A 24,671-nucleotide genomic window follows, 5' to 3' on the forward strand; every position below is an offset into this window, starting at 1 on the left:
AGCTTGTCGAGACCTGGTCTCGACAAGCTCGACCACCGGGCGCACTACTGGTGAAGGACTACTTGATCGGGTCCAGCTCGAAGTCGGTCACGACGGTGGTGCCCGCCGTCACCTTCGCGGAGCCGACCTGCGGGACGTACCCGTTGGACGTGGCGATGATCTGCGCCGTCCTCTCCGACTTGTCGAACCAGTACTCGTATGTGCCGCCTGCCCCGGTGACCAGGGTGATCGCCGAGTGGAGGCCGTTGACCTGGACCACGGAGTCCCCGAGGGAGACGACGCCGTCCGGCGAGAAGCCCGACACGGTGCCGGCGAGCTTGCCCCAGCTCTTCGGCGGGTTGATCTTCATGGACACGTTCACCGACGGGGTGTCGTACGGCGTCTCCGCGCCGGCCACGAGCTTGCCGGTGAAGGTGCCGGGCTGGGCCACCACGCCGCTCATGGACGCCGTGATCGTCTTGCTCTGGCCTGGCTCGAGCGTGAACTCGGTCGGGTCCATGGTCAGCCAGTCCATGCCGCCGCCGGCGGTGTCGCCGGAGACGTTCATGACGATGTGCATGTCGGGCCAGCCGATGGAGTCGGTGGTCGCCGGCTCCGGGAGCGAGCAGTCGGTCGCGGACAGGTACGACGGCGCGCTCTGGCCCGCGCCGTTGGACCCGATGTAGAAGACGCCACCGTTCGCCTGCTGGTTGGCCGAGACGACCTCGACCACGAGCGTGGCGCCGGCTGGCACCTCACCCGTCACGGGCACCGAGACCATCGTCAGGGTCGACGCCGGGATGGCCGCCTCCGCCGTCCCGATGGAGGTCAGGTTGGCGAAGGTGAGGGCACCGTCCAGCGTGTAGAGGTTGACGGTCAGGGTCTGGGCCGTGGCCTCCTCGACGCCGAACGACACGTCCGAGACCTCGAAGTCGTCGTCGATGCCGAAGTCGCTCAGCGTGAACGTCCGGAAGAAGTGGTTCTCCGTGGTCCCCGCCACGCCACCGCACGAGGCCGAGTTCAGCGCGGTGATCTCCTGCGACGTCGAGTGGGTGATGGTCGTCGCGTTCGGCGACACCGGGATGGACTCCGGCGTCACGCCCTCACCTGCGGTGCCCTTGCCCGCGGCCTGGAGCCGTGAGCCCGAACCACCGAGCGACCCGCCGGCCGTGGCCGACGGCTTGGTGGACTCGGCCACGGTGGCCTCGCCCTGGGTGTGCTGGATGACGGCGGCGCCGTCCATACCCTGCATGTCGAAGCCGCCGCCGGTGCCCGCCATCTCGACGGCGGCGGGCGCGGTGCCCTCGTTCTTCACCGTGAACCGCTTGGTCGTCGAGCTGCCCATCGGCAGCGTGGTGCTGATCGACTCGGTGCTGACGGCGAGCATGCCCGCCGCGAGGGCGGCGTCGAACGTGCCGGTGGCCTCGGGGGCGAGGCTGACGACGCCCGACTTGGCCTCGTAGTCCGGTGCCGTGATGTCGACCGTGTAGTCGCCGGGCAGGGCGATGGCCGAGTAGGTGCCGTCCTCCTTCGAGGTGGCGGTCCGGGTGACGCCGTCGGCCGTGGCCGTGACGTGGGCGCCCTTGACCGGGTCGCCGGTGTTCAGGTCGGTGACCGTGCCCTCGAGGAACGCGAGGACGGGGGCGGTGTAGGTGATGGTCAGCCCCGAGGAGACCGCGGGGGCGCCGTTCGAGTACTCCATGCCGATCGTGCCGGTCTCGTTCTCGATGCCGATCGACGCCGAGCTGCCCTTGGCGGTGTCAGTGTCGGTGACGTCGCCGTAGCCGAAGAGCACGGTGCCGTCCGCGAGGAGCGTGATCGAGAAGCTCAGGCGGTCGCTGGCGGGGCTGTACTTGCGCACGTTGCGCCACTCGACGACGAACGCGTCCTCGCCGTCGACCGTCGTCGTGCCCGTGTACAGGCCCGAGTCGGCGTCGAGGAGCAGGTCGTCCCAGAAGGGGTAGAGGGCGGCGTTGGGCACCGAGCTGTTGGGGATGGGGCCGTTCGCGTAGCTCGTCGTGCCGGCCAGGAAGTTCAGGTGGCCGTTGGAGGTGACGAACGCGGAGTCGTAGCCGACGCCGTAGAAGGGGAACTCGAAGGGCAGGTCGAGCGACATCTGCACGTCGTCGCCGGTGAGGGAGGTCTCCGTGTCGCCCTGCAGGTAGTCGCCGGTCGAGGTGGCGCAGGAGTAGCCGAAGTCGTCGGTCACCGCGGTGATCTCGACGGGCACGTCCTTCGCGCCGTCGACCACGACGTCGGCCTCGTAGGAGGAGGCACAGCCGCCCATCTCCACCGTGAGCGGGTAGGTGCCCTCGGGGACGTCGGCGAAGGCGAAGGTGCCGTCCGCGCCGGTGGTGACGTCCTCGAAGTGGCTGCCGAGGCTGACCGGGGCACCGGAGACGGCGTCGCCCGAGCCGGCGAAGGTGACAGTGCCGGTCACGGCGTGCGACGGGGCCGCCTCGAGCGTGATCGGCACGTCGACGGTGCCGTCCTCGGTGACGGCTGCGGGGGCCGGCGTCGAGGGCAGGAACCCGAAGGCGGACGCGGACACCGAGTAGTCGCCGGTGGCGACGCGCGCGGTGAAGGTGCCGTCGGTGCCGGTGCTGACCGTGCGGTCCCGCTCGCCGTCGACGGTGACGTCGGCGCCGGCGATCGGGGCGCCGTCGGCGTCCGTCACGGTGCCGGTGACGTACCCGGTGGCGCCGATCGGGGCGGCGTCGACGAGTGCGGCGACGTCGAGCTTGCCCTCGCCCCACACGTTGTTGTTGTCGGCGGTGCCGCCGCAGGTGGTGTTGTCCGTGTCGACGGCGGTCTCGTTCAGCAGGGCCTTGGTGCCCTCGATGTCGCCGACGAGCGCCGGGGCGGCGCTCCACAGCAGCGCGACGGCGCCCGCGAGGTGCGGGGTGGCCATGGAGGTGCCGTTGAACGAGGCGTAGCCGTCACCGGGGACCGAGGAGCGGACGTTCACGCCGGGGGCCGCGATGTGGGGCTTGATCATGCCGTCCTCGCCCGAGCCGCGCGACGAGAAGGACGCGATGGTGCCGGAGGAGTCGAACGCGCCCACGGAGTAGGAGCCGGAGTTCGCACCGGGCGACGACGTGGTGGTGCAGCCGGGGCCGGCGTTGCCCGAGGCCCAGGCACCGAAGATGCCTGCGGCCTCCCAGGCGTCGGTGGTGTCGGTGAACCAGTCGTCGATGTAGCCCGCGGCGGTGTAGCCCCACGAGTTGTTGACGATGTTGGGGCGCTTGGACGGGTCCGGGTCCGTGCCGTCGGTGCGGGTCGGGGCGACAATCCACTGCCCGGACTCGAGCAGGGCGGTGTCCGAGCAGCTGTCGCAGCCGTTCGTGGCGATCCAGTTCGCGCCGGGTGCGACGCCGATCTGGTTGCCCGCGCCGTCGTCGCCCACCATGGTGCCCATGGTGTGCGTGCCGTGACCGTTGTCGTCGAACGGCGCCTCGGCGGATCCGGACGTGTCCTGCCAGTTGTAGTCGTTCACGACCGTGCCGTCGGCCTGCATGCCGCGGTACTTGTCCGCGAGCGCCGGGTGGTCGTACTGCACACCCGTGTCGATGTTCGACACCGTGATGCCCTCACCCGTGTAGCCCATGTCCCAGACCTCGGGGGCGTTGATGAAGTCCAGGCCCCACTCGACGGACTGCGTCCCCTTATCGCTGACGGGGACTCGCTTGACCGGCTCGACCAGGTCCAGCTGCACGGTCTCGCTGATCCGCTGGACCTCGCCGCTCTTGGCGAGCTTGTCCGCGAGCGCGAGGGTGCCGTCCTCGACGAGGATCCGGTTGCTGATCCAGAAGCTCTCGTAGTCGGCGCCGGCGGCTTCGAGCTCCTTGATCAGGCTCGCCTGGGACGTCTTGGCGGTGCTGGTGAGCGCGTCGTAGACGTACTGGCCACGGTCGTCCCAGTTGGTGATGCCCCGGGCGTCGGTCAGGTCCGCCTCGTCGGCCAGCTCGACCCAGAAGTCGGCAGTTTTGCGCTCGGCCAGCATCTCCCGGGCGAAGTCGGTGAACTTGTCCTCGGGATCGGCCGCAACACTCTTCGTGGTCGTCGACGCTGTTGTCGGTGACGTTCCTGCGAACGCCACCGGGGCGACGCTCAGAGCTGATGTCGCGACAAGCGCGAGAACCGCTGTGGCGGTTGTCGAGCGTTGTGCGAGAGCAGTTCGACGGTGCATGAACCCTCCATTACCCGGCGCATCCGCGATTCGGACGCGCGTGGACGGACCACGGTCGTGGGCCAGCCCTAACCGTCGTTTGCGCTGGTCAGCGCAACAAGGTCGGTTCGGGGTCAGGTGTGGGTCACTTCTCGGTCAATACGCGGTCGAACGACGGGTGACGATCTTTGTCGCGGGTTGCGGCGGAGATTTCACCCGCACGAGGTCCATATTTCACCCCCTACCAGGGCCTTCGTGGCGCAAAAACGTCATTCGGGCGGGAATGCGTCATTTCCGCCACGCAACGGGCAGGTAACGAAAAATTGACCCAAACGGTACGCCCCGGGGGCAAACTGACGCCGCTGGCCCGGGTTTAACCCGGTCCGCGCCCGAACGCCCGACCCATGGAGGGTGACGCACGTGATGCTCGACCCCGCACCAGGTTCCGCCCCCGGCCTCGTCGTCTGCGTAGGCCTCCCCTCCGACCAGATCATCGAGATCGCTCACCTCCTCGGTGGCCGGGCGACGGTGCTCGCGACCCCGGACGCGGAAGGCGCCCGCGCGGTCCTCGCGAACCAGGCCGCGCCCCGGCACACGGCCGGCCCGTCCCGGCGCGTCCTCAGCGTGCCGCCCGAACGGTTCGAGAACCCAGGTCCGTCCGCCGAACAGACCTACGGCCGGCACCTTCCCGAGGACCCCGCCGGACGCTTCCTCGAGGGCGACAACCCGACCGGCGTCGTGCGCTCTGGCGCGGACCGCCGGTCGACAGCGCTGTCCTCGGCCCCGCCGTTGCCTGGCGCGCCCGACGGCGGAGCGACGGCCCGCCGTGGACGGTTCCGGCCGACGTCGGGCAGCATGCTGACGCGGCCCGTGCTGCACGGGACGATTCCCGCGCCGTCGCTCCCGGCGGCGGAGACCATGGCGTTCGGCGCCGGCAGCGAGCCCGCGGACACCCGGCTCACCCGCACCCGCACCGGCGCCGTCCCCGCCGTCACGGGCGCGATCCCGATGATCGCCCCGCCCACGCTGGACCCGCTGGTGGCCGGGCCGCTGCTCGTCGACCTCGCCGGCCGCGAGGTGACGGCGCTCGGGCGGCGCGTCTACCTGTCGGCCCGGGAGTTCGACCTGCTCGCGACGCTCGCCCTGGAGGCGGGGCGGGTGTGGTCGTTCGCCGAGCTCACGGCGCGGGTGTGGCAGCTGCCCTACCTCGGCGACTCCGACCCGGTGACGTCCGCGGTCAAGCGGCTGCGCAAGCGGCTCGCGCCCGTCCGTGACGTGGAGGTCGCGTCGGTGCGTGGTGTGGGCTACCGGCTCAGGGTGCCGGCGTAGGGATCAGCGGGGCTCGGGAAGGTCGAGCTCTCGCTGGAGCTCGGCCAGCCCTCGGGTGCGGTCCTCGTCGCGCCAGTCCTCGACGTGTTCATGGAGGACGAGCACCAGCCTGCGAGCGCGCTCGTAGCGCTCCTCGCTCCATGTCCTCAGCCGGGCGAGCCCGTCGTGCACCGGGCCGAATTCCCCGGGGAACGGGTGGAAGCCGATGTCGACGAGCGCGGGACGGCTGACCTGCCGGTGGTACATCGCGCCCTCAAACGGGTCCCGCACCACGGTGCCCACGCTCACGCCGCTCTTCTCGACCTGGTCGTAGACCACGTCCAGCCAAGGGTCGCCCGCCAGCAGCTCGCCGAACCGGATGGCGACCCAGGGATACAGCCCCTCCGTCCCGCTCGTGGCCTTGTGGGCTTCTCTGCAGGCGTAGGCGAGCACCTTGCCCGCCTCGTCCTTTTTGTCCTGCCCGACGAGGATGTGCCCTTCGAGGTGGCCCGCGTAGCCCGCGAACAGGCCGTCGCACATCGTTCGTGCGGTGTGCAGCGGCTTCAGCGCCGCATCCGGATCGCCGGTCTGCAGCAGCAGGTTGCCCAGCAGGATCTTCGCCAGGTCCTCGGTCTCCATGCGCTCGTGGACCGCGATGGCCTGCTCGAACGTCGACTGGGCCGTCGCCAGGTCGCCGGTGAGCTGGGCCGCGAGGCCGTCCAGGAGCACACCGGAGTCCGCGGATGCGTCCGACTGGAACTCCGGGGTGAGCGCTACCGCGGCCAGGGGACCGCGCCACGGGTCCTCGCCGGCGGCGACCTGCTCCAGCCAGGTCCGCCAGGCGCCGTCGGACCCACTCTCGCCGAGCTCGATGCCCGCCAGGGCCATGGCCGCTTCCCCTGCAAGGGCGGTTCGTCCCGCGCCGGCGACCGGGGTCAGCAGCGCCCGAGCCTGCTCGACCTCACCCGCCCGGTACGCCGCCAGCCCACGCTCGACCTCGTCCGACACCGGGTTCAGCGGATCGGGCGGGAGCGGAAGAACGCGGCCGTCGGGGTCCAGCAGGGGGTGCTCAGTCATGTGGATGTCTTTCCATGAGGGGAACGTGTTCGCCCCAAGGTGCCAGAGACCACTGACATCGACTCCCGCTTCACGCCCCCGTGACCAGCCAGTGGTCCCCCCGCGCGCGCCAGCCCGTGGTCACGGCGCGGGCGGCCATGAACACGCCGGCGAACGCGAGCCACAGCCAGGCCAGGCCGTGCGCGCCGTCGGGTGCCCAGGCGGACACCGCGAGCGCGAACGGGAGGTAGACCACCAGCGTGGCCATGCCTGCCCAGGCCAGGTAGCGGCCGTCGCCGGCGCCGATGAGTACGCCGTCCAGCACGAAGACCCAGCCCGCCATCGGCATGAGGACGCCACACACCGCGATGCCGAGGGCGACGGCGACGCGCACGTCGGGATCCGGCGAGAAGAGTGGCGCGATCCACCAGCCTGTCGCCGCGAGGACGACGCCGATCACCGCTCCCGCCCCGACCCCCCACTGCAAGCAGCGGCGCAGCACCTGGCGCACGTGGCCGACGTCGCCCGCACCCAGCCCGTGCCCCACCAGCGCCTGCGCCGCGATGGCGAGCGCGTCGAGCGCGAACGCCGCCAAGCCCCACAGCGAGCTCACGACCTGGTGTCCCGCGAGCGCCACGGCGCCGAGGTCGGTGGCGACCACCGCGGTGAGCAGGATCGCGGCGCGCAGGCTGAGCGTCCGGATCATCAGCGGCACGCCCGCGCGGGCACCGGACAGGATGCCCGCGCGGTGGGGGCGCAGGCTCGCGCCGCGGGCGCGCGCGCCGCGCACGACGATCGCGCCGAGCACCACCGCCATGAGCAGCTGCGTGATGGCCGTACCCAGGCCCGACCCCGCGATCCCCATCCCCGCCCCGTACACGAGCGTGATGTTCAGCCCGGTGTTCAGGAGCGCGCCGGTCGCCGCGACGACCAGGGGCGTACGCGTGTCGCGCAGCCCGCGCAGCACCCCGGTCGCGGCCTGGACCACGAGCATCCCGGCGAGCCCGGGCGCCGACCACCGCAGGTAGGTCACCGCATGCAGCGCGACGTCGCCTTCCGCGCCCAGCGCGGTCACCGTCAGCGGGGCGCCGAGCAGCAGGACGACGACGAGGACCACGCCGATCCCGAGCGCGAGCCAGATCCCGTCGATCCCCGACTGCAGCGCCGCCCGCTCCTTGCCCGCACCCGTCAGCCGGGCCACGGACGCCGTCGTCGTGTACGCGAGGAAGATGCACAGGCCGACGAGCGTGAGCAGCACGTTGCTCGCGAGCGAGAGACCGGCGAGCTGGGCGGTGCCGAGGTGCCCCACCACAGCGCTGTCCACGAGCACGAAGACTGGTTCGGCGACGAGCGCCCCGAGCGCGGGGACCGCGAGGGCGAGGATCTCCCGGTCGGTGGACCGTCGAGAACCCGGGATGTGGCGAGGCTCGCCCAACTTTCTTTCCTCCACAGGCTGGGGGTTACGTCGATGCAGGTCAGAGGACATGGTGATGTTTTACACAGGGGTTATCCACAACTGGGGACAGGGTTGTCCACCCGCTATGCACAGCCCTGGGCCACCTTTCCACATGCTGTGCACAGGCCCGTCCACAGGTCTCATTGCGTTCGGGTCCGCAGGGGCTTAGCGTCAGCGGAGCTTGCTTGGCCGACCGGGCGCTCGCGGGGCTGTCGCGCACGGCACAAAGGCGTGTCGGGGCTGACGTCCCAGGCCGTGTCAGTGGCGGGGAGTAGAACAGATGTAGGACGTCGATGGAGCGCACGTGTAGCGTGCGCCGAGGCGTCATGAGCTGAGGAAAGCAGGAAGTGCGGATGTCGATCGAGGAGCTCGAGTCGAGCTATTCCGGGGGCGGCCCCGGCCTCGACCGCACACCGCCGCAGGACGTCGCCGCCGAGATGAGCGTGCTGGGCGGCATGCTGCTGTCCAAGGACGCGATCGCCGACGTGATCGAGCAGATCCGCGGCAACGACTTCTACCGGCCGGCGCACGAGGGCATCTACGACGCGATCATCGACCTCTACGGTCGCGGCGAGCCGGCCGACGCCATCACGGTGCTCGCCGAGCTGCAGCGCCGCGGCGAGCACGCGCGCGTCGGCGGGGCGCCCTACCTGCACGACCTCATGGCGGGCGTGCCCACGGCGGCGAACGCCGGCTACTACGCGCGGATCGTGCGGGAGCGCGCCATCATGCGCCGCCTCGTGGAGGCGGGCACGCGCATCGTCCAGATGGGCTACGCCACCGACGGCGGCGAGGTCGACGACGTCGTCAACAACGCACAGGCCGAGGTCTACGCGGTGACCGAGCGTCGCGCGTCGGAGGACTACCTGCCGCTGGCCGACATCATCGGGCCGACGTTCGACGAGATCGACGCCGCCCAGGGCCGCGGCGAGGGGCTCACCGGTGTGCCGACCGGGTACTCCGACTTCGACCGCCTGACGAACGGCCTGCACGGCGGCCAGATGATCGTCGTTGCGGCCCGGCCTGCCGTGGGCAAGTCGGTTTTGGGCATCAACGTCGCTTCTCACGCGGCCATCCACCACAACCTGGCCTCCGTCATCTTCTCCCTGGAGATGAGCCGCAACGAGATCGTCATGCGAATGCTCGCCGCCGAGGCGCGCGTACCGCTGACCAAGATGCGCAGCGGCAACATGGACGACGGCGACTGGCAGAAGCTCGCCGCGACCATGGGCAAGGTCTCGGACGCCCCGCTGTTCATCGACGACTCGCCGAACATGTCGCTGATGGAGATCCGCGCCAAGTGCCGGCGGCTCAAGCAGAAGCACGACCTCAAGCTGGTGGTCATCGACTACCTCCAGCTCATGTCGTCCGGCAAGCGCGTCGAGTCGCGTCAGCAGGAGGTCTCCGAGTTCTCGCGGTCGCTCAAGCTGCTCGCGAAGGAGCTCGAGGTGCCCGTGATCGCGATCTCGCAGCTGAACCGTGGCGCTGAGCAACGCAGTGACAAGAAACCGCAGATGTCCGATTTGCGCGAGTCGGGCTCTATCGAGCAGGACGCCGACGTCGTGATCCTGCTGCACCGCGAGGACGCCTACGAGAAGGAGTCACCGCGCGCCGGCGAGGCGGACCTGATCGTGGCCAAGCACCGTAACGGCCCCACCGACGTCATCACAGTGGCGTTCCAGGGCCACTACCAACGGTTCGTCGACATGCAGGTCTGACCGCGGTCGGATCCTAAGATCTGAACGCGTCCACCCCGGTGAGCTCGGCCGACAGCTCCCACAGGCGTGCCGCCTCCGCGGAGTCGATCGCGTGGGCATGCACGCCGCCAGCTTCGGTCGCTGGCCCGGCAATGTCGCAGTCCTCGCAGTACACGCCACCCATGCCGGCGAGCTGCGGCGAGGTCGCCGCCCACACCTGCGTCGCCGCGCCTTGCTCGAGGGTCTTGAAGGTTGGGTCGGCCGGGTTGCCGCCCTCGTCGATCCAGCCCGCAGCAACCATCTCGTCCTTGGACAAGTGCCGTTGCAGGGGGGTGAGGATGGCACCGGGGTGTAGCGCGAACGCCCGCACGCCAGCGTCGCGGCCGAGCTTGTCGAGGTGCACGGCGAAGAGCACATTAGCCGCCTTGGCCTGCCCGTACGCCTGCCAGCGGTCGTAATCCCTCGTGAACTGTACGTCGTGCCACCGGATGCCGGTAATGCCGTGGGCACCGGAGGACACAGCGACGACCCGGCCACGGGCGCGGGCGATCGCGGGCCAGAGCCGGTTGATCAGCGCGTAGTGGCCGAGGTGGTTGACGGCGAACTGCGCCTCCCAGCCTGGGCCGACCCGGGTCTCGGGGCAGGCCATGATGCCCGCGTTGTTGATGACGATGTCGGCCTGGCGGCCGGAGGCGACAAAGCGCTCGGCGAACCGGCGGACGCTGTCGAGGTCGGCCAGGTCGAGTGCGTCGATCTCGATGCCGTCGATGCCGCCGAGCTCGTGGCCTGCGAACTCGGGTCTCTTGGCGAGGACGACGACGCGAGCGCCGGCGCGGGCCAGTGCACGTGTCGTCACCAGGCCGAGGCCGGAGTATCCGCCGGTCACGATGGCCGTCTTGCCGGTCAATTCGATCCCTCTGAGAACGTCATCCGTGGTGCTACGGGCGCCGAAACCCGAGCCGATCCCACGCTGCGGTGTGGTCATGGACCCGAAGCTAGGTGCTCGACCGAGGTCTAGGTCAACGGCATACGCTCGGCGCATGACTGCAGCATCCAGCGAGCTGACTATCGGCCAGGTCTCCGCACGAACCGGCCTTGGTGTGCACACCTTGCGCCTGTACGAGCGCGAGGGTCTCTTGGCGGGCGAGGTGCGGCGCGACGGACGCGGCCGCCGTGTCTACTCGGCCTGGGACGTTGAGTGGCTGGAGTACTGCACGAGGTTCCGTGCATCGGGAATGCCGCTGGTGACGATCCGGCGCTTTGCCGAGCTGGTGCGGCAAGGGCCGGGCAACGAGCACATCCGGCTCGGGCTGCTGCACGAGCACAGGGACCTGGTAGTGGAGCGGATCGCGGAGCTGACCACCTGCCTCGAGGTGATCGGCTTCAAGATCGATATGTACGAGAAGCACCTGGCGCAAGGCGGTGCGGGCGACCTATGGAGCCCGCCTTGAGGGTGCGGTTCCGACCGCGTCAGAGGACCGGCGCCTCCGCATCAGCCGGCAGCTCCGGGATGCGCGACGTCGTAGGCGCGGGAGACCTTCTGGGGGACGACCATGCGCCACGCGTCGATTACCAGCTCGCGCGCCTCTTCTCGATCCAGCGCGGCGAGGTCGGCGTGCAGCCAGTTGAAGCGCATGTCCGACGCGGAGGGCAGCTGGAACTTGCGCGGATCGCTCGCGACGAAGTCCGCCCGCTCCTCCTTGGGGAACGCGAAGCCCATCACCGACTCGTCGAGCGAGAACGCCACGTAGACGAGCTGGCCGACGCGGAACTTCAGCCGGCCACGCACGTACACCTCGTAGGAGCGTTCCAGACTGGTGCCCAGCGGCTGGACGTCGCCGATCTTCGCCATGCGTACCTCCGCTCGTCGTGCCCAGGGCGTTGACCGTGGTGACCACCCCGAACTCATCGATCGCTCAAGGATGGACCTGCGGCGTGCGTCGACGCACGTGCCGCCGCGCGACCTGGGCACGACCGCAATAGCGTCGGTATGTCCGGCACCCGCCGGGCGCCGCACAAGGAGGACCGGCAATGGGTCTCTTCGGCCGCCGCACAGCACCGTCCGCCGGCCCGAGCACCGAGGCACAGCCACCGGCCGAGCACGAGACGCCCAGCGATAGCGCGACGTCCCGGCTCTGGTCCGACGGCTTCGGCCGCGTCGGCACGCGGTCGCTGCAGATCCTCGCGATCATCGCGGTCATCGCCGTCTTCGGGTACGTGGGCACGCGCCTGACCCTCGTCGTGATCCCCGTCCTCATCGCGCTCGTACTGGCGGCGGCGATCTTCCCGCTGGTCTCGTTCCTGCGTCGCCGCGGTCTGCCGTCGCTGCTCGCGACGTGGGTCTCGCTCCTGGCGCTGGTCGCGCTCCTGTCGGGGATCGTGTGGCTCGTGGTGCGCGCCGTCGTGGACCAGTGGGGCGAGCTGCTCGCCCAGGCGCTCGACGGTTTCGACTCCCTCCAGACCTACGTCCAGGACCTGCCCTTCGACATCGGCGACGAGCAGATCGCGTCGGTGCGCGAGGCCGCCGTGAACCTGCTGCAGTCCGACGCCGTGGGCTCCGGTGCCATCGCGGGCGTCTCGCAGACCGCCGACTTCGTCGCGGGCTTCTTCATCATGATCGTCGTCCTGTTCTTCTTCCTGAAGGACGGCCCGGCGATGTGGGAGTTCCTGCTCCGGCCGTTCGAGGGGCACCGGTACGAGCGCGGGCAGCGTGTCGGTGCGGCCACCGTCAGCACGCTCGGCGGCTACGTGCGCGGGACGGCGATCGTGGCGCTGGTCGACGCCGTCGGTATCGGGATCGGCCTGGCGATCGTGGGCGTGCCTCTCGTCATCCCACTGTCCGTGCTCGTCTTCCTGCTCGCCTTCATCCCCCTGGTCGGCGCCACCGTGGCCGGGATCCTCGCGGCCCTGGTCACGCTGGTGGCCGTCGGGCCGGTCGAGGCGCTCATCGTCGTCGCGATCGTGGTGGCCGTGAACCAGCTCGAGGGCGACTTCCTCCAGCCGATCGTCATGGGCCGGACCCTGCGCCTGCACCCGCTCGTCATCCTGTTCGCGCTGACCGCGGGGACGGTGCTCGCGGGCATCACCGGGGCCGTGCTCGCCGTGCCGGTCGCCGCGTCGATCTGGCGCGCGATCCAGGTGTGGGACGGTCCCGACCTGCCGGCACGGTTCGCCCGCAAGAAGCGACCAGAGACGGTCTGACCCGCGAGAACCTCAGACCTCCCGGAGGTAGCAGAGCATGCGGTAGTCCTCGCCGGGCTGGATGTTGGTGAAGCCGTGCCGCTCGTAGAACCGCCGCGTGTCCACGTCCACCTCGTCGACGTTGATGTGGATCTCGCCGCCGTGCCGCGACCGGACGAGGTCGACGGCGGCACTCAGCAGCGCCGTGCCGACGCCGCGGTCGCGCAGGTGCGGCTTGACGTAGAGCTCCTCGAGCTGTGCGAGCGGCCCGTCGTAGTAGGGCGTCGGGCGCAGCGTGAGGAAGGCGAAGCCGGTCGGGTCGTCACGGCTGCCGGAGAGCAGGACGACGACGTCGTCGCGGTCGAGCAGGTCCATGAAGCGGCCGGCCAGCTCGTCCGCGCCTGGCCCGTGGAAGGAGAACTCTTCGTTGAACTCCCACAGGAGCCGGCCCACCACCGCGGCCTCGGCGGCGGTGGCACGAAGGACTGGCGCCTCGGCAGGATCGCTCACGAGGCCAGTGTGCCGCCAAGGAGCTTCCAGTGGCCCTCGGTGACGACCTCGACGGACCCGTCAGCCACGACGATGGCGGTGTCGTCGTCGATCGCGTACGCGGGCCCGCCGATCCCGGCGGCCCACTTCTCGGCGGCGGCCATCGTGTTGTACGGCAGCATCGGGTGGCCGACGTGCGGAAAGATCGAGAAGTCGACGATCCCGAGCGTGGCGTCGTCGCCCGACGGCGGCGGCCATTCGACGAACCACTCCCCGATGCGTGGGGCCATCACCATGCTGCCTGCGCTCATCCCGACGTAGACCGTCTCGGTCAGCGACGGCAGGAGGTCCACGAACCCGGACTCCCGCATCCAGTGGTTCAGGTAGAGGGCGTCGCCGCCCGCCACCAGGAGGACGTCCGCCTCCCGGACCTTGGGGACCCAGAGCTCCTCGTCGATCGTGGGCAGCGCGGTCAGCTCGAGCACGCCCACCGACTTCCAGCCGAGCCCGGTCATGTCGTCGGACCGTCCGGTGATGAAGTCAAAGGCGTTGAGCCCGGGGCCGACGGCCGGATGCCCGTACAGCGCGGTGGGGATGCAGAGGGCGTCGCAGTCGGCGATCGGCCGGCCCAGGAGGCTGAGCAGCGCGTCGTGGATGCTGGGGTTCTTGACGCCTGCGGAGGTGAGAAGTAGCCGCATGATTCTCCAGGTTCGGGGTGAGGCGAGCTGACGACCGGTAGACGGTGGACCGCCGCAGGAATCATCGCTGCCCGTGCCCGACTCCCGCCTGAACCGTTTAAGCCCCTTCACCCCGGCCGATGTGTATCGATAAATTCGCCGCACCGGGGGACGTCGTCCCGCGGACGTCGTCCCCGGCAGCGTGGCCGGGGACCCTGCTGAAGGGAGCGACACCATGCAACACTCCACCCCGTCCCGAGGCCGGCGGTTCCTGCTGGCGGCCGCGGCCGCCCTGCTCGCCTTCGGCGGGCTGAACGCGCCCGCCTCCGCTCTGCCCGAAGACGCCGTCCCGGCGTCCGCCACCGCCGGCTGCAGCCAGCCCGCAGGGCTGGGGACCGGCAACCACACCATCACCAGCGGCGGACAGTCCCGCACGTTCCGCCTCGACGTGCCCGCCGGGTACGACCCGAGCCGGCCCTACCGCCTGGTCGTGGGGCTGCACTGGTGGGGCGGTACGTCCCAGGACGTGGTGAACCAGGGCTTCTACGGCCTGAAGCCGCTCGCGAGCGACAGCACGATCTTCGTGGCCCCGCAGGGCATCGACAACGCCTGGCCCAACAGCGACGGCCGGGACGTCACGTTCGTGGACGACGTGCTGCGCACCCTCGACTCCGCGTTCTGCATCGACAGGAGCCAGCGGTTCGCGACCGGCTTCAGCTACGGCGGCGGCATGAGCAACGCCCTGGCGTGCGCACGGGCCGACGTGTTCCGCGCGGTCGCGGTCCTCAACGGCGCCCAGCTCTCCGGGTGCGCCGGCGGCACCCAGCCCATCGCGTACCTCGGCTCCCACGGTGTCGCGGACAGCGTCCTGAACATCTCGCAGGGCCGTGCGCTGCGCGACCGCTTCCTGCAGAACAACGGGTGCCAGCCGCAGCAGGCGCCGGAGCCCGCCGCGGGCAGCGGCACGCACATCAAGACCAGCTACACGTGCCGCGACGGCTACCCGGTCGTGTGGATCGCGAACGACAGCGACCACCAGTGGGACGCCCGGGACCGCGGGCAGTCGCAGTCGCACGTGCCGGGTGAGATCTGGCAGTTCTTCACGGCGCTGACGCCGGCAGCGCTGACGACGCCGGACGGCAGCCCGTCCTGACCGTAGGCTCTGCGTCATGAATCGCCCTCCGGCGCCGGCACGCCCGGATGACTCCGCGTCCATGCTGCGCGAGCGCTTGCACGCGGCGGGGATCACCGACGTCATCACGATCGAGCCGGCGACGGGGGGCCTCGCGGCGACCGCGGGGTTCGCCCGCCGCGTGGACGGTGCGCCGATGTTCGTCAAGGCGTTCGCCGAGCCGCCGTCGGACGATGCGTTCGCGACCGAGGCCGAAGGCCTCGCCGCGCTGCGCACGCTCGGCGGCGTCGCGACGCCAGAGGTGCTCCTCGCCGGGCGGGACCTGCTCGTGCTGTCGGTGCTGCGCCCCAGGCCGAGCTCCGAGGCCTTCTGGGAGCAGCTCGCGCACGCACTCGCGCACCTGCACACGAGCACCACCCGCTCCAGGTTCGGCTGGCACCGCGACAACTGGCTGGGCCGCCGTTGGCAGGTCAATACCTGGGAGGACGACGGGTTCGAGTTCTTCGCCCGGCACCGGCTCCTGCGCTGGCTGGACGAGTCCCGGGTCGCGGCGGTGCTCGACGCCGCGGACCGGTCGGCGCTGGAGCGGCTGTGCGCCCGGCTGCCGGAGCTGCTCCCGGAGCGGCCCGCCTGCCTGACGCACGGTGACCTGTGGGCGCAGAACGTCCTGGCCACACCCGACGGGCTGCCCGCGCTGATCGACCCGGCCGTCTCGTACATGTGGGCCGAGGTCGATCTGGCGCACCTGTGGACCACGTCTCCGCCGCCCGAGGCCAAGGGATTCTTCGACCTGTATGCGGAGCTGACCTCGCTCGACAGCGACTGGCGGGAGCGTATGCCGATCCTCCAGCTGCGCCAGCACCTTGCGGTCATCGCGCAGTTCGACGACGACTGGGGCGCGGCCGACCAGGTGCGCGCCACCCTCGCCCCGTTCCGACGACGGGCGTGACCTGGTGTTCAGTGTCGTTCACATCACGTGAACCTGGATTCGCGTGATGTGAACGGCACTGACCTCGCCGGGTCTACGCCAGGTCGAGGACCCAGTTCTGGCCGTCGACCTCCAGCTCAGCCTGCTGCGAGAGCCTCGCTGACGGCGAGCCCGACCAGCAGCTCGGCCGCCGGCCGCGGACGCACCAGCCACATCAGGTGGCTGGACTCGAGAGTGTGCACGTCGTACGGGTTGTCCGGCGTGAGCGCGTCGCCCTCCCGGATCATCCGGTCCTGCATCGCGGGCGGGATGCTGGTGTCGGCGCTGAGCCGCACGTAGGTCTTGGGGATCGTGCCCCACGTCTCCGCCTGGGCTCGGTCGGCCGAGGTGCCCACGTCCAGGTTCTCGTCCGGCTGGAAGGTGTTGAGGAAGGTGAAGAACTCGTCGTCGGTGCCGTCGGCGAGGAACGCCTCCCTGAAGCCGGCGAGCGCGCCCGGGTCAGCGGTGCGGAAGTTGGACCGCAGCAGGCCGACGGCGGCCGGGTCGGCCGCCAGCGCGCCCGCAAGCGCCGCCGGATCGGCGGCGGCCATCTCGGGCTGGGCGTAGTAGTCGCCGACGTCGAGGTCCACCGGTGCCCAGGCGGAGACGTACACGATCCGGTCGACGAGGTCGGGGCGGGCGTTGCCGACGGCTGTCAGCGTGATGCCGCCTCGGCTGTGGCCGACCAGGATCACCGGTCCGTGCTCCTTGGCGCGTTCGAGCGCTTCGATGACCCGAGCCGCGTTGTCCGCCAGGGTCACCCCCTTGATGCTGCCGGGGGCGGTCGCGAGGCCCGCGGCGTCCTGCGGGGCCTGGTAGGCGGCGGGGTAGGTCGCCTCGAAACCATGGCCGGGCAGGTCGACCGCTGCCGAGCGGTGGCCCAGGAGGGCGAGCTCGGCCTGGAGCGGCGCGAACGAGAACGAGTTGGCGAAAGCGCCGTGGACCAGCACGAACGTAGGGGACATGCCGCCAGATGTTAGCCGAGGCCGTGTGGGATTCAGCCCGGGCTCAGCCCTGGCCGAGCAGCTTCCCGAATCCGTCGCCGTCCGCGAGCCCGATGGTGTTGCCTGCCGGGTCGGTGAACCAGGCGCCGTCCCCGCCCTCCATGAACCCGCGCGCAATACCCTTCTCGTCCTGGTCGAACCCCTCGTACCGCTCGAACGTCACGCCCTTGGCGGTGAGCTCGTCGACAGCCTGGTCGACGTCGTCGACCGCCAGGTGCATCACCGTGAAGCCGGCGGGCTCGTGGTTGTCCTTCTGGTAGACGAACACCGAGTTGCCGCCGTCGAGGTGGATCGCCAGGCCTGTCCCGTCGTCCATGGGCGTCACCTGTAGTCCGAGGGTGTCCGCGTAGAACGCGCGTGCCGCAGCGATGTCGGGCGCCGCGAAGGTGGGATATACGTTCCGCACAGTGACCATGGTCGTCACTCCCTTGTGATCGGCCGGCGAGCGCACCGCGGGTGCGTGGTGCGGGGGCGCCGGATACCTCCAGGCTCCCACCGTCGGGCGCAAGCGCAACGCGGCAGGGTCAGACGCGCGCGTTCTTCATCCGTGGTGGCCAGGAATGCCGGATCGCCCTCAGGTCACGATCCGCATCACCGCGCGTCGTTCCGTCGGCCGGCTGACCTCGGCGAACCCCGCGGCCTCGAACATGCCGACGGTCCCGACATAGAGATCGCCGCTCGTCACCCGGCCGTCGGCGCGGGGCAGCAGCGGGTAACCCTCGACCGCAGTCGCGCCGCGGTCCCGGGCGAAGCCGACGGCGGCCCGCGCCAGGGCGGTGCTGATTCCCTGGCGGCGGTAGCCCTTCCGGGTGACGAAGCAGGTCACCGCCCACACCGAGGCGTCATCGCGGTCCTCGTCACGGCCGGCCCAGACGAGCCGGGAGGTGCGCAGGCGTGGGTAGGCGGTACGCGGCTCCACCGCGCACCACCCGACCGGCTCGCCATCCACAGAGGCGATGAGGCCGCTGGTCGACGGCGCTGCCGGGTCCCCGCACGCGGTCTGCTCCGCGAACCGCTCGCGCCGCTCAGGGCCGTCCATCGCGTCGAACTCCGCGTTGGGGAACTTGAACCACTGGCACTGGCACCAGTGCGGGGTGCTGCGCTCGCCGAACACCGCCTGCAGGTCCTCCCACGAGGCCTCGTTGGCGGGGACGACGACTATCGAGCGCGTGTCGGCGGCAGTCATGCGATCACTGGCCGACCCGACCGTCGATCCGCTCGCGCAGGATGTCGGCGTGGCCGCAGTGCCGGGCGTACTCCACGATCTGGGAGATCAGGCCGTCCCGGAGCTGGAGGTTCGCGCCGTCGGGGCCGAGGTCGGACTCGCCGGCGTTCCAGGTACTGAGGTCGGTGACACCGTCCAGGTAGCGGTCAGTGGCCTCCATCTCGGCGTGCCAGGTCCGCCAGGCGTCCTCGACGACCGCCGGGTCGGCGACGGCGCCGTTCCACTCCCCGTCGCGGTCCTCGTCGGTGCGGTACAGGTCCGGGGCGTCCTCGCCGGCCATGACGCGGCGCAGATGCCGCTCGCCGTCGGCGAGGTGCCGCACCAGCCCGAGCAGTGACATGGTCGACGGCGGGGCCGACCGGCGGGCGAACTGCTCGGCGTCGAGCCCTCCGCACTTCATCTCCAGGGTCAGCCGGTAGTAGCGGAGGTAGTCGAGCAGCAGGGCGCGCTCGTCGCCGGTCGGGGTGTCGGTCTCGCGCGGGTCGTCGTCGGGGTCGGCCCACATGTCGGGGAAGACTGTCGACTGTGTCCAGCGCGTTGTCCGGGATTCCTCGGCCTGCTCCTGTGGCTCCATGCGGACAATCGTGGACCCGTACCGCAACGTGTCGCCACGGGAAATCCGCGCCCCGCCGCCGCTCAGCCCTGGTAGCGGAACGCGTCCCACGCGCCGAGGAGGTACTGGATGCCGAGCGCGCGGTCATACAGGCCGTAGCCGGGCCTGGGCTTGTTCGTGGTGTTCTCGTCCCACAGGTGCCGGCCGTGGTCGGGCCGGACGTAGCCCTGGTAGCCGGCCTCCGCGTAGGCCTTCATGATCCCGGTGGTGTCGACGCTGCCCTCGGACGCGCGGTGCGCGACCTCGGTGAAGTCCCCGTTGTCGAAGTGCTTGATGTTGCGCACATGGGTGAAGTGGATGCGGTCCATGAAGGTGCGCACGGCGTCGACGGCGTCCTGCTCGGGGTTGGCCGAGAAGCTGCCCAGGCACAGCGTGAGTCCGTGGTGCGGGCTCGGGTGCAGGTCGAGCACCCGCGCGATGCCCTCCTTGGTGGAGACGACGCGCGGCCACCCGAAGACGTCGAACGGCGGGTCGTCGGGGTGCACGCCGAGCTTGACGTCGGCCTCCTCGCAGGCGGGGATCACGGCGTCGAGGAAGTAGCGGTAGTTCGCGTACATGTCGTCGTGCGTGACGCCCTGGTACGCGGCGTTCAGCTCGCTGAAGCTGGCCAGCCGCTCCGGCTCCCAGCCGGGAAGTGTCAGCCCGTGGGTGTTGGCCTCCATGTCCGCGATGAGCGACTCGGGCGACATCTTGTCGACCACAGCCTTCTCGTAGTACAGCGCGGTGGAGCCGTCGGGCAGCGGGTGCCAGAGGTCGGTGCGCAGCCAGTCGAAGACGGGCATGAAGTTGTAGCAGACCACCTTCACGCCGGCCCGGCCGAGCCGTCGGATGGTCGTGACGTAGTTCTCGATGGCCTCGTCCCGGCTCATCCCGAGGACGGTCCGGCCCAGCTTGATCGACTCGTGCACGTTGACCGACTCGACCACCTCGGCGTCGAACGTCCGCGTGATGCCGCGGGCACGCGCATCGTCGGACAGGCCAGTGATGCGTGCGACCTCGGCGTCGATCTCCGCCTGCTCCCACACCTCGCCGGCCTGCTTGTGGTGCAGGCTCCACACGATGGTCTCCACGCCAGGGATCTGGCGTACGTGATCCAGGGTCACGGTGTCGTTGCCCTCGCCGTACCAGCGGAAGCCCATCTTCACAGCGGTTCTCCTCGTCGTCGTTGTCAGCCGCTCTTGTATACATCATGCCCGCCCCGACGAGCGGGGCGGGCACGGTGCTCACAGAGCGGTGAAACGCAGGCGCATCCGGAACGGCGCGGCATGCAGCTGCGCGTTCGGCAGGACGCCCGGGCCGCAGGCGGCGCTGCCGACGCCGTGCTGGGCGGCGTCGATGTGCAGCCACAGCCGGCCGTCCGGCACGAGCTCGTGCGGGTGGGCCGCACGTTCCAGCGCCTCGTCGGACCACGGGCGCAGCGACAGCTCGACCCCGAGCTGCGAGGCCGCGCCGACCGTGACCTCGTCGGCGTCGATCCGCAGGCCGGTGCCGTCGGCGAAGGACAGGACGGCGCTCGTGACGCCGCGCCGCGCGCCGTTCTCCTGCGGGTGGGTGTACCGGGTCTGCCAGTCGGCGACGGTGTGCCGCCACGCGCCCCCGAGGGCCGCCCTGGTCGAGTCCGCGTACGACTCGTCCGGGCCGAGACCCGTCCACCGGACGCCGGTCTCCGCCGCCTGCGGCTCGTCGAGCGCGAGCAGCAGCCCGAGGCGCGCGACGCTCTCGGGCCAGCGCCCCTCCGGCCGGACGTCGAGGAGCAGGTCCACGGCGTCGGGCGCGTCGGTGACGGGCTGCCAGCGGTAGCGCGTGGCGAACCCGGCGCGGGTCGCCGGTCCCGCGGCCCGGGCGTCGATCTCGAGCGCCCCCTCCGCGGTGACGCCGGCTCCAGCCTTGCGCTCGGCGAGGAGGTGCAGGCCGGCGTCGCGCCACCTCCGCTCGTCGGAAGGCGTGCTCCAGAAGCCTCCCGTGTGGTCGTTGTCGATCGGCGCACGCCAGGCGTCGACCCGGAAGGTGTGCACCCCACGGCCCGCGAGCGAGCGGAGATCGCCGCGGCCGTCGAAAAGCGCCGGGCCGGCCCGGAACCCGCCGTCGGCCTCGACGGTCGCCTGGCCAACCGGGGCCGCGAGCGGCGCCGGCTCCACGAGCAGGAGCTGGCCGGCGCCGAGCACGAAGCCGGGCTCGAGCCACGCCTCCTCCAGCGCCCCGGCCTTCTGCTGGACGGCGCGCACGGTCCACCAGACGGGCGCCTCGCCCGGCTCCGGCAGGGCAAGGTCGGACGGCGGACGCACCGCCGCCTCGGTTCCGGCCTCCAGCAGCCGGTCGAGGGTGCCCGTGGCGAGCTCCTGCTCCCCGCGGTGCAGCGTCCAGCGCAGCTCGACGTGGCCGGAGTCCCGGAACGAGTAGCGGTTCCGGACGCGCAGCGAGCCGTCCGGCTGCGGGTCGATCCGGATCGGCGCGAACACCGCGGCGGCCTCGAGCAGCCCGGGCGACGGCGTGCGATCGGGCAGGAGCAGGCCGTCGGCGATGAAGACGCCGTCGTGGAACCGCTCGCCGAAGTCGCCGCCGTACGCCCCGAACTCGACTCCGTCGGAGTCCGTGCGGGTCAGGCCGTGGTCGATCCACTCCCAGATGAAGCCGCCGAGCAGGCGCGGGTGCCGGTCGAAGAGCGCGTCGTAGTCGGACAGGCCGCCCGGGCCGTTGCCCATCGCGTGCGCGTACTCGCACAGCACGAAGGGCATGGCCCGACGCCGGGCATCGGCGTCGCCGTCCTCGAGCGGCGGTTCGATGCCCTGGCCGATGAGCGCCACCTCCTCGGTCTCGGCGTACATCCGCGAGTACACGTCGAGGTGGTCGCTGGTCCGGTCGCCCTCGTAGTGGATGGGCCGGCTCGGGTCGAGCGCGCGGACGGCGTCGGCCATGTGCGCGAGGTTGCGGCCGACGCCGGCCTCGTTGCCGAGCGACCACATGATGATGCTCGCGTGATGGGCGTCGCGGCGCACCATCCGGGTGACCCGGTCGACGAGCACCTCGGTCCAGTCCGGGTCGTCGACCGGGTTGCCGACCCAGCCCCTGTCGTCCTCGAAGCCGTGCGTCTCCAGGTCGCTCTCGTCGATGACGTAGAGCCCGTAGCGGTCGCACAGGTCCAGGAAGTGCGGGTGCGGCGGGTAGTGGCTCGTGCGGACGGCGTTGATGTGGTGCCGCTTCATGAGCAGCACGTCCTCGAGCATCCGCTCGGGCGTGACGGCGCGGCCGCGCAGCGGGTCGAACTCGTGCCGGTTGACGCCGCGCAGCTTGATCGGTCGCCCGTTGACCAGGAACACGCCGTCCTCGATCGAGACGGTGCGGAAGCCGACCGCGAGCGTCACCGTCTCGCTGTCCGTCAAGACGACGACGTCGTAGAGCCGCGGCTGCTCGGCGCTCCACGGCTCGACGTCGAGCCGCAGCTCTTCGCCGGAGGAGCCCTCGACGCCGAGCTCCGCGATCGTCACGCGTGCCGCGACGGCGCCCGCCTCGCCCACGACGGCCGCGGCATCCACCCGCAGCGTGCCGACGCCGGTCGTGTGGTCGTAGCCGGCGTGCACCCGGACGTCGTCGAGCGCGCCGTCGGGGCGGTGCTCCAGCGTGACGCTGCGGAAGATGCCCGAGAGCCACCACTGGTCCTGGTCCTCGACGTACGACATGGCCGACCACTTGGTGACGCGCACCGCGAGCAGGTGCTCGCCGCCCGGCCGCAGCCTGTCGGTCAGGTCGACCTCGGTGGGCAGGCGCGAGCCGTGCGACGTGGCGAGCAGCTCGCCGTCGAGGGCCACCTGGAACCACGAGTCCACCCCCTCGAAGCGCAGCAGGGTGCGGCCGCCGTCGGGCCAGTCGGCGGGCAGCCGGAGCGTCGTGCGGTACTCGCCGGTCGGGTTGTCGTCGGGCACGTGCGGCGGCTCGACCGGGAAGGGGAAGGCCACGTTGTTGTACTCGGGCACGCCGTACGGCCAGGAGTGCGGGGACTGCGCGAGCTGCCAGTGCCCGGGCACCGCCAGGCGGTCCCAGTCGTCGCCCGGCTCTGCGCGGTCCACGCCCGTGTCGGGGTGCGGGAACAGCCGGAACCGCCACTCGCCGTCGAGCGACAGGGAGGCGGAGCTGGAGGCCCCGGCCGGCGGGCGGAACCGGGGCGCGACGACGCCGTCGGGTGTGGCGACGGACTCGTGGGTGATGGTCATGACTCCTCCAGGCGGCGTGGGGTGAGGAAGCGGAGCGCGCAGGCGCCGTCGCGACGGTACAACGCATCTCGGCACAGAATGGGCAGGTGTCCAACCTTGTACACCTCGTCCGATCGATCATCGCGCCGCTGACACGCACGCGCGCGTTCCGCGCCGCCGGACCCATACTGCTGCCGCCCGCCGAGCGCGCGCTCAAGTGGCTCTCGCGCGGCCGGTTCCAGGTCAGCGCGGTGCTGGTGCCGTCACTCGTCCTGCACTCGACGGGTGCGCGGTCGGGCGAGCCGCGCGACACGTACCTCATGTACACGCCCGACGGGCGCGGCCGGGCGATCGTGGCGGGCACCGCCTTCGCCCAGGACCGCCATCCGGCATGGACCTACAACCTGCTGGCCCACCCCGACGCGAGCATCAGCGTGGGAGGACGGCGGATGCCGGTCCGGGCCGCGCCCATCGAGGCCGGCGCCGAGCGCGCCGCCGCCTGGGCCCTGATCGAGGCACAGTGGCCGGGCTACCGCGCCTACGAACGGGACTCCGGCCGGGTGGTGCGGCTGTTCCGGCTGCAGCCGCTCACGTAGCCTCGTTTGCATGGCATACGACCTTGCCCTCGCGGACGAGATCCGCACCGTCCTGGACGGCGCGCCCGAGGTCACCGAGCGGCGCATGTTCGGCGGGCTGTCGTTCATGGTCAACGGCAACCTCGCGGTGGGGGTGCGCGGCTCGGAAGGGATCCTGGTCAGGGTCGGGGCGGATGCCGCGGAAGAGCTGGTGCGCACCTCGATCGCCACGCGCGCGGTGATGGGCGCGCGAACCATGGCCGGCTGGCTGGCCGTTGGGCCCGACGGCCTCGGCACCGAGGCGGAGCTCTCGGAGTGGGTACAGCGCGGGGTGGACTACGCCCGCTCGCTCCCGCCCAAATAACCGACCACGAGAAAGGCGAATGACATGCCGCTGGACCAGTTGCTGCGCGAGGGCACCGCCGTACCGATCACCCGCTGGGACCAGCCGGTGCTGCACCGACCTGCCCGGCCGGTCGAGGAGTTCGGCCCGGAGCTGTGGAACCTGCTCTGCACGTTGTTCGCGACCAACCGGGCCGCTCAGGGAGCGGGACTGGCCGCACCCCAGATCGGGGTGGACCTGGCGGCGTTCGTCTACGACACCTTCGACGCCGACGCCGTTCGGCGCACCGGCCTGGTCTGCAACCCGGTACTGGAGCTGCCCACCGGCGCCGACCGACGTCTGGCGACCGACTTGGAGGGCTGCCTGTCCCTGCCGGGGGCCTACTCGCCGATGTCTCGTCCGGACCAGGTCGTCTGCCACGGCCAGGACCAGTTCGGTGCCCCGATCACTGTGGTCGGCTCCGGCTACTTCGCGCGATGCCTGCAGCACGAGACGGACCACCTGCACGGCACGGTGATGGAGGACCGGTTGTCTGCCAAGGACCGCAAGGCGCACCGGCGGCAGCATGCCGAGGCCTCTCGCGACTACCCGAGCACCTGGCCGGTCTGACGCGGC

General features: G+C 70.9%; 22 protein-coding genes. 9 read left to right on the forward strand and 13 right to left on the reverse strand.

All coding sequences use genetic code 11. The annotated features are described in order from the left end of the window. Positions 1-58: 58 nt before the first annotated feature. A complete protein-coding gene (locus ACFT2C_RS00005) occupies positions 59-4,078 on the reverse strand; it encodes a S8 family serine peptidase (protein ID WP_377204949.1) in 4,020 nt (1,339 codons plus the stop codon). A 480-nt stretch (positions 4,079-4,558) separates the two neighbouring features. Between ACFT2C_RS00005 and ACFT2C_RS00010 the strand changes: the two genes are divergently transcribed. Next, positions 4,559-5,476, forward strand: coding sequence for a winged helix-turn-helix domain-containing protein (locus tag ACFT2C_RS00010; RefSeq protein WP_377204950.1), 918 nt, complete (start codon positions 4,559-4,561; stop codon positions 5,474-5,476). A gap of 3 nt (positions 5,477-5,479) precedes the next feature. Here the strand turns inward: ACFT2C_RS00010 and ACFT2C_RS00015 are convergent, their stop codons facing one another. Both ACFT2C_RS00015 and ACFT2C_RS00020 read right to left on the reverse strand, forming a co-directional pair. Next, positions 5,480-6,532, reverse strand: a complete 1,053-nt coding sequence (locus tag ACFT2C_RS00015) for a tetratricopeptide repeat protein (protein WP_377204951.1) — start codon at positions 6,530-6,532, stop codon at positions 5,480-5,482. Between the two features lie 70 nt (positions 6,533-6,602). Continuing rightward, positions 6,603-7,946: an MATE family efflux transporter gene (locus ACFT2C_RS00020; protein ID WP_377204952.1), complete on the reverse strand. Its 1,344-nt coding sequence runs from the start codon at positions 7,944-7,946 to the stop codon at positions 6,603-6,605. Between the two features lie 374 nt (positions 7,947-8,320). Here ACFT2C_RS00020 and dnaB point away from each other — a divergent pair, with 374 nt between their 5' ends. Then, on the forward strand, positions 8,321-9,685 hold the full coding sequence (gene dnaB, locus ACFT2C_RS00025) for a replicative DNA helicase (RefSeq protein WP_377204953.1): 1,365 nt from the start codon (positions 8,321-8,323) through the stop codon (positions 9,683-9,685). 13 nt (positions 9,686-9,698) lie between these two features. Here the strand turns inward: dnaB and ACFT2C_RS00030 are convergent, their stop codons facing one another. After that, complete coding sequence (locus ACFT2C_RS00030; protein WP_377204954.1) at positions 9,699-10,649, reverse strand: SDR family NAD(P)-dependent oxidoreductase; 951 nt, start codon at positions 10,647-10,649, stop codon at positions 9,699-9,701. A 55-nt stretch (positions 10,650-10,704) separates the two neighbouring features. Here ACFT2C_RS00030 and ACFT2C_RS00035 point away from each other — a divergent pair, with 55 nt between their 5' ends. Then, positions 10,705-11,115 carry a MerR family transcriptional regulator gene (locus tag ACFT2C_RS00035; RefSeq protein ID WP_377204955.1) on the forward strand — a complete coding sequence of 137 codons (411 nt, stop codon included), beginning with the start codon at positions 10,705-10,707 and terminating at the stop codon, positions 11,113-11,115. A gap of 41 nt (positions 11,116-11,156) precedes the next feature. Here the strand turns inward: ACFT2C_RS00035 and ACFT2C_RS00040 are convergent, their stop codons facing one another. Further along, positions 11,157-11,516, reverse strand: a complete 360-nt coding sequence (locus ACFT2C_RS00040; RefSeq protein WP_377204956.1) for a hypothetical protein — start codon at positions 11,514-11,516, stop codon at positions 11,157-11,159. Between the two features lie 179 nt (positions 11,517-11,695). Between ACFT2C_RS00040 and ACFT2C_RS00045 the strand changes: the two genes are divergently transcribed. Beyond that, a complete protein-coding gene (locus tag ACFT2C_RS00045; protein WP_377204957.1) occupies positions 11,696-12,865 on the forward strand; it encodes an AI-2E family transporter in 1,170 nt (389 codons plus the stop codon). Between the two features lie 12 nt (positions 12,866-12,877). Here ACFT2C_RS00045 and ACFT2C_RS00050 read toward each other — a convergent pair whose 3' ends face one another. Both ACFT2C_RS00050 and ACFT2C_RS00055 read right to left on the reverse strand, forming a co-directional pair. After that, complete coding sequence (locus ACFT2C_RS00050; protein ID WP_377204958.1) at positions 12,878-13,354, reverse strand: GNAT family N-acetyltransferase; 477 nt, start codon at positions 13,352-13,354, stop codon at positions 12,878-12,880. Continuing rightward, positions 13,351-14,031 (reverse strand): Type 1 glutamine amidotransferase-like domain-containing protein, encoded by a 681-nt coding sequence (locus ACFT2C_RS00055; protein WP_377204959.1) that lies wholly within the window; start codon positions 14,029-14,031, stop codon positions 13,351-13,353. The genes ACFT2C_RS00050 and ACFT2C_RS00055 overlap by 4 nt, the downstream gene beginning before the upstream one ends. Positions 14,032-14,245: 214 nt before the next feature. On the opposite strand from ACFT2C_RS00055, the gene ACFT2C_RS00060 reads away from it, so the two are divergent. Further along, a complete protein-coding gene (locus ACFT2C_RS00060) occupies positions 14,246-15,163 on the forward strand; it encodes an alpha/beta hydrolase family esterase (protein ID WP_377204960.1) in 918 nt (305 codons plus the stop codon). 16 nt (positions 15,164-15,179) lie between these two features. Next, complete coding sequence (locus tag ACFT2C_RS00065; protein WP_377204961.1) at positions 15,180-16,091, forward strand: fructosamine kinase family protein; 912 nt, start codon at positions 15,180-15,182, stop codon at positions 16,089-16,091. Positions 16,092-16,207: 116 nt separating this feature from the next. On the opposite strand, the gene ACFT2C_RS00070 is transcribed toward ACFT2C_RS00065, so the two are convergent. The 6 genes from ACFT2C_RS00070 to ACFT2C_RS00095 all read right to left on the reverse strand — a co-directional run bounded on the left by ACFT2C_RS00070 (position 16,208) and on the right by ACFT2C_RS00095 (position 23,159). Further along, on the reverse strand, positions 16,208-17,074 hold the full coding sequence (locus ACFT2C_RS00070) for an alpha/beta fold hydrolase (protein WP_377204962.1): 867 nt from the start codon (positions 17,072-17,074) through the stop codon (positions 16,208-16,210). Between the two features lie 43 nt (positions 17,075-17,117). Then, positions 17,118-17,528, reverse strand: coding sequence for a VOC family protein (locus ACFT2C_RS00075; protein WP_377204963.1), 411 nt, complete (start codon positions 17,526-17,528; stop codon positions 17,118-17,120). A 159-nt stretch (positions 17,529-17,687) separates the two neighbouring features. Then, positions 17,688-18,299 (reverse strand): GNAT family N-acetyltransferase, encoded by a 612-nt coding sequence (locus tag ACFT2C_RS00080; protein ID WP_377204964.1) that lies wholly within the window; start codon positions 18,297-18,299, stop codon positions 17,688-17,690. 4 nt (positions 18,300-18,303) lie between these two features. Further along, positions 18,304-18,912 carry a DinB family protein gene (locus tag ACFT2C_RS00085; protein WP_377204965.1) on the reverse strand — a complete coding sequence of 203 codons (609 nt, stop codon included), beginning with the start codon at positions 18,910-18,912 and terminating at the stop codon, positions 18,304-18,306. Positions 18,913-18,974: 62 nt separating this feature from the next. Further along, positions 18,975-20,090 (reverse strand): mannonate dehydratase, encoded by a 1,116-nt coding sequence (locus ACFT2C_RS00090; RefSeq protein ID WP_377205259.1) that lies wholly within the window; start codon positions 20,088-20,090, stop codon positions 18,975-18,977. An 84-nt stretch (positions 20,091-20,174) separates the two neighbouring features. After that, positions 20,175-23,159: a glycoside hydrolase family 2 TIM barrel-domain containing protein gene (locus tag ACFT2C_RS00095; protein WP_377204966.1), complete on the reverse strand. Its 2,985-nt coding sequence runs from the start codon at positions 23,157-23,159 to the stop codon at positions 20,175-20,177. Positions 23,160-23,245: 86 nt separating this feature from the next. Here ACFT2C_RS00095 and ACFT2C_RS00100 point away from each other — a divergent pair, with 86 nt between their 5' ends. From ACFT2C_RS00100 to ACFT2C_RS00110, 3 genes are read left to right on the forward strand one after another with little or no spacing between them, the layout of a single operon-like run. Beyond that, complete coding sequence (locus tag ACFT2C_RS00100) at positions 23,246-23,734, forward strand: nitroreductase family deazaflavin-dependent oxidoreductase (protein WP_377204967.1); 489 nt, start codon at positions 23,246-23,248, stop codon at positions 23,732-23,734. A 10-nt stretch (positions 23,735-23,744) separates the two neighbouring features. Further along, positions 23,745-24,077 (forward strand): TfoX/Sxy family protein, encoded by a 333-nt coding sequence (locus ACFT2C_RS00105; protein WP_377204968.1) that lies wholly within the window; start codon positions 23,745-23,747, stop codon positions 24,075-24,077. 24 nt (positions 24,078-24,101) lie between these two features. Then, positions 24,102-24,665: a peptide deformylase gene (locus ACFT2C_RS00110; protein ID WP_377204969.1), complete on the forward strand. Its 564-nt coding sequence runs from the start codon at positions 24,102-24,104 to the stop codon at positions 24,663-24,665. Positions 24,666-24,671 lie beyond the last annotated feature (6 nt).

Source organism: Promicromonospora sp. NPDC057138 (genome assembly GCF_042670845.1).
Taxonomy (GTDB): domain Bacteria; phylum Actinomycetota; class Actinomycetes; order Actinomycetales; family Cellulomonadaceae; genus Promicromonospora.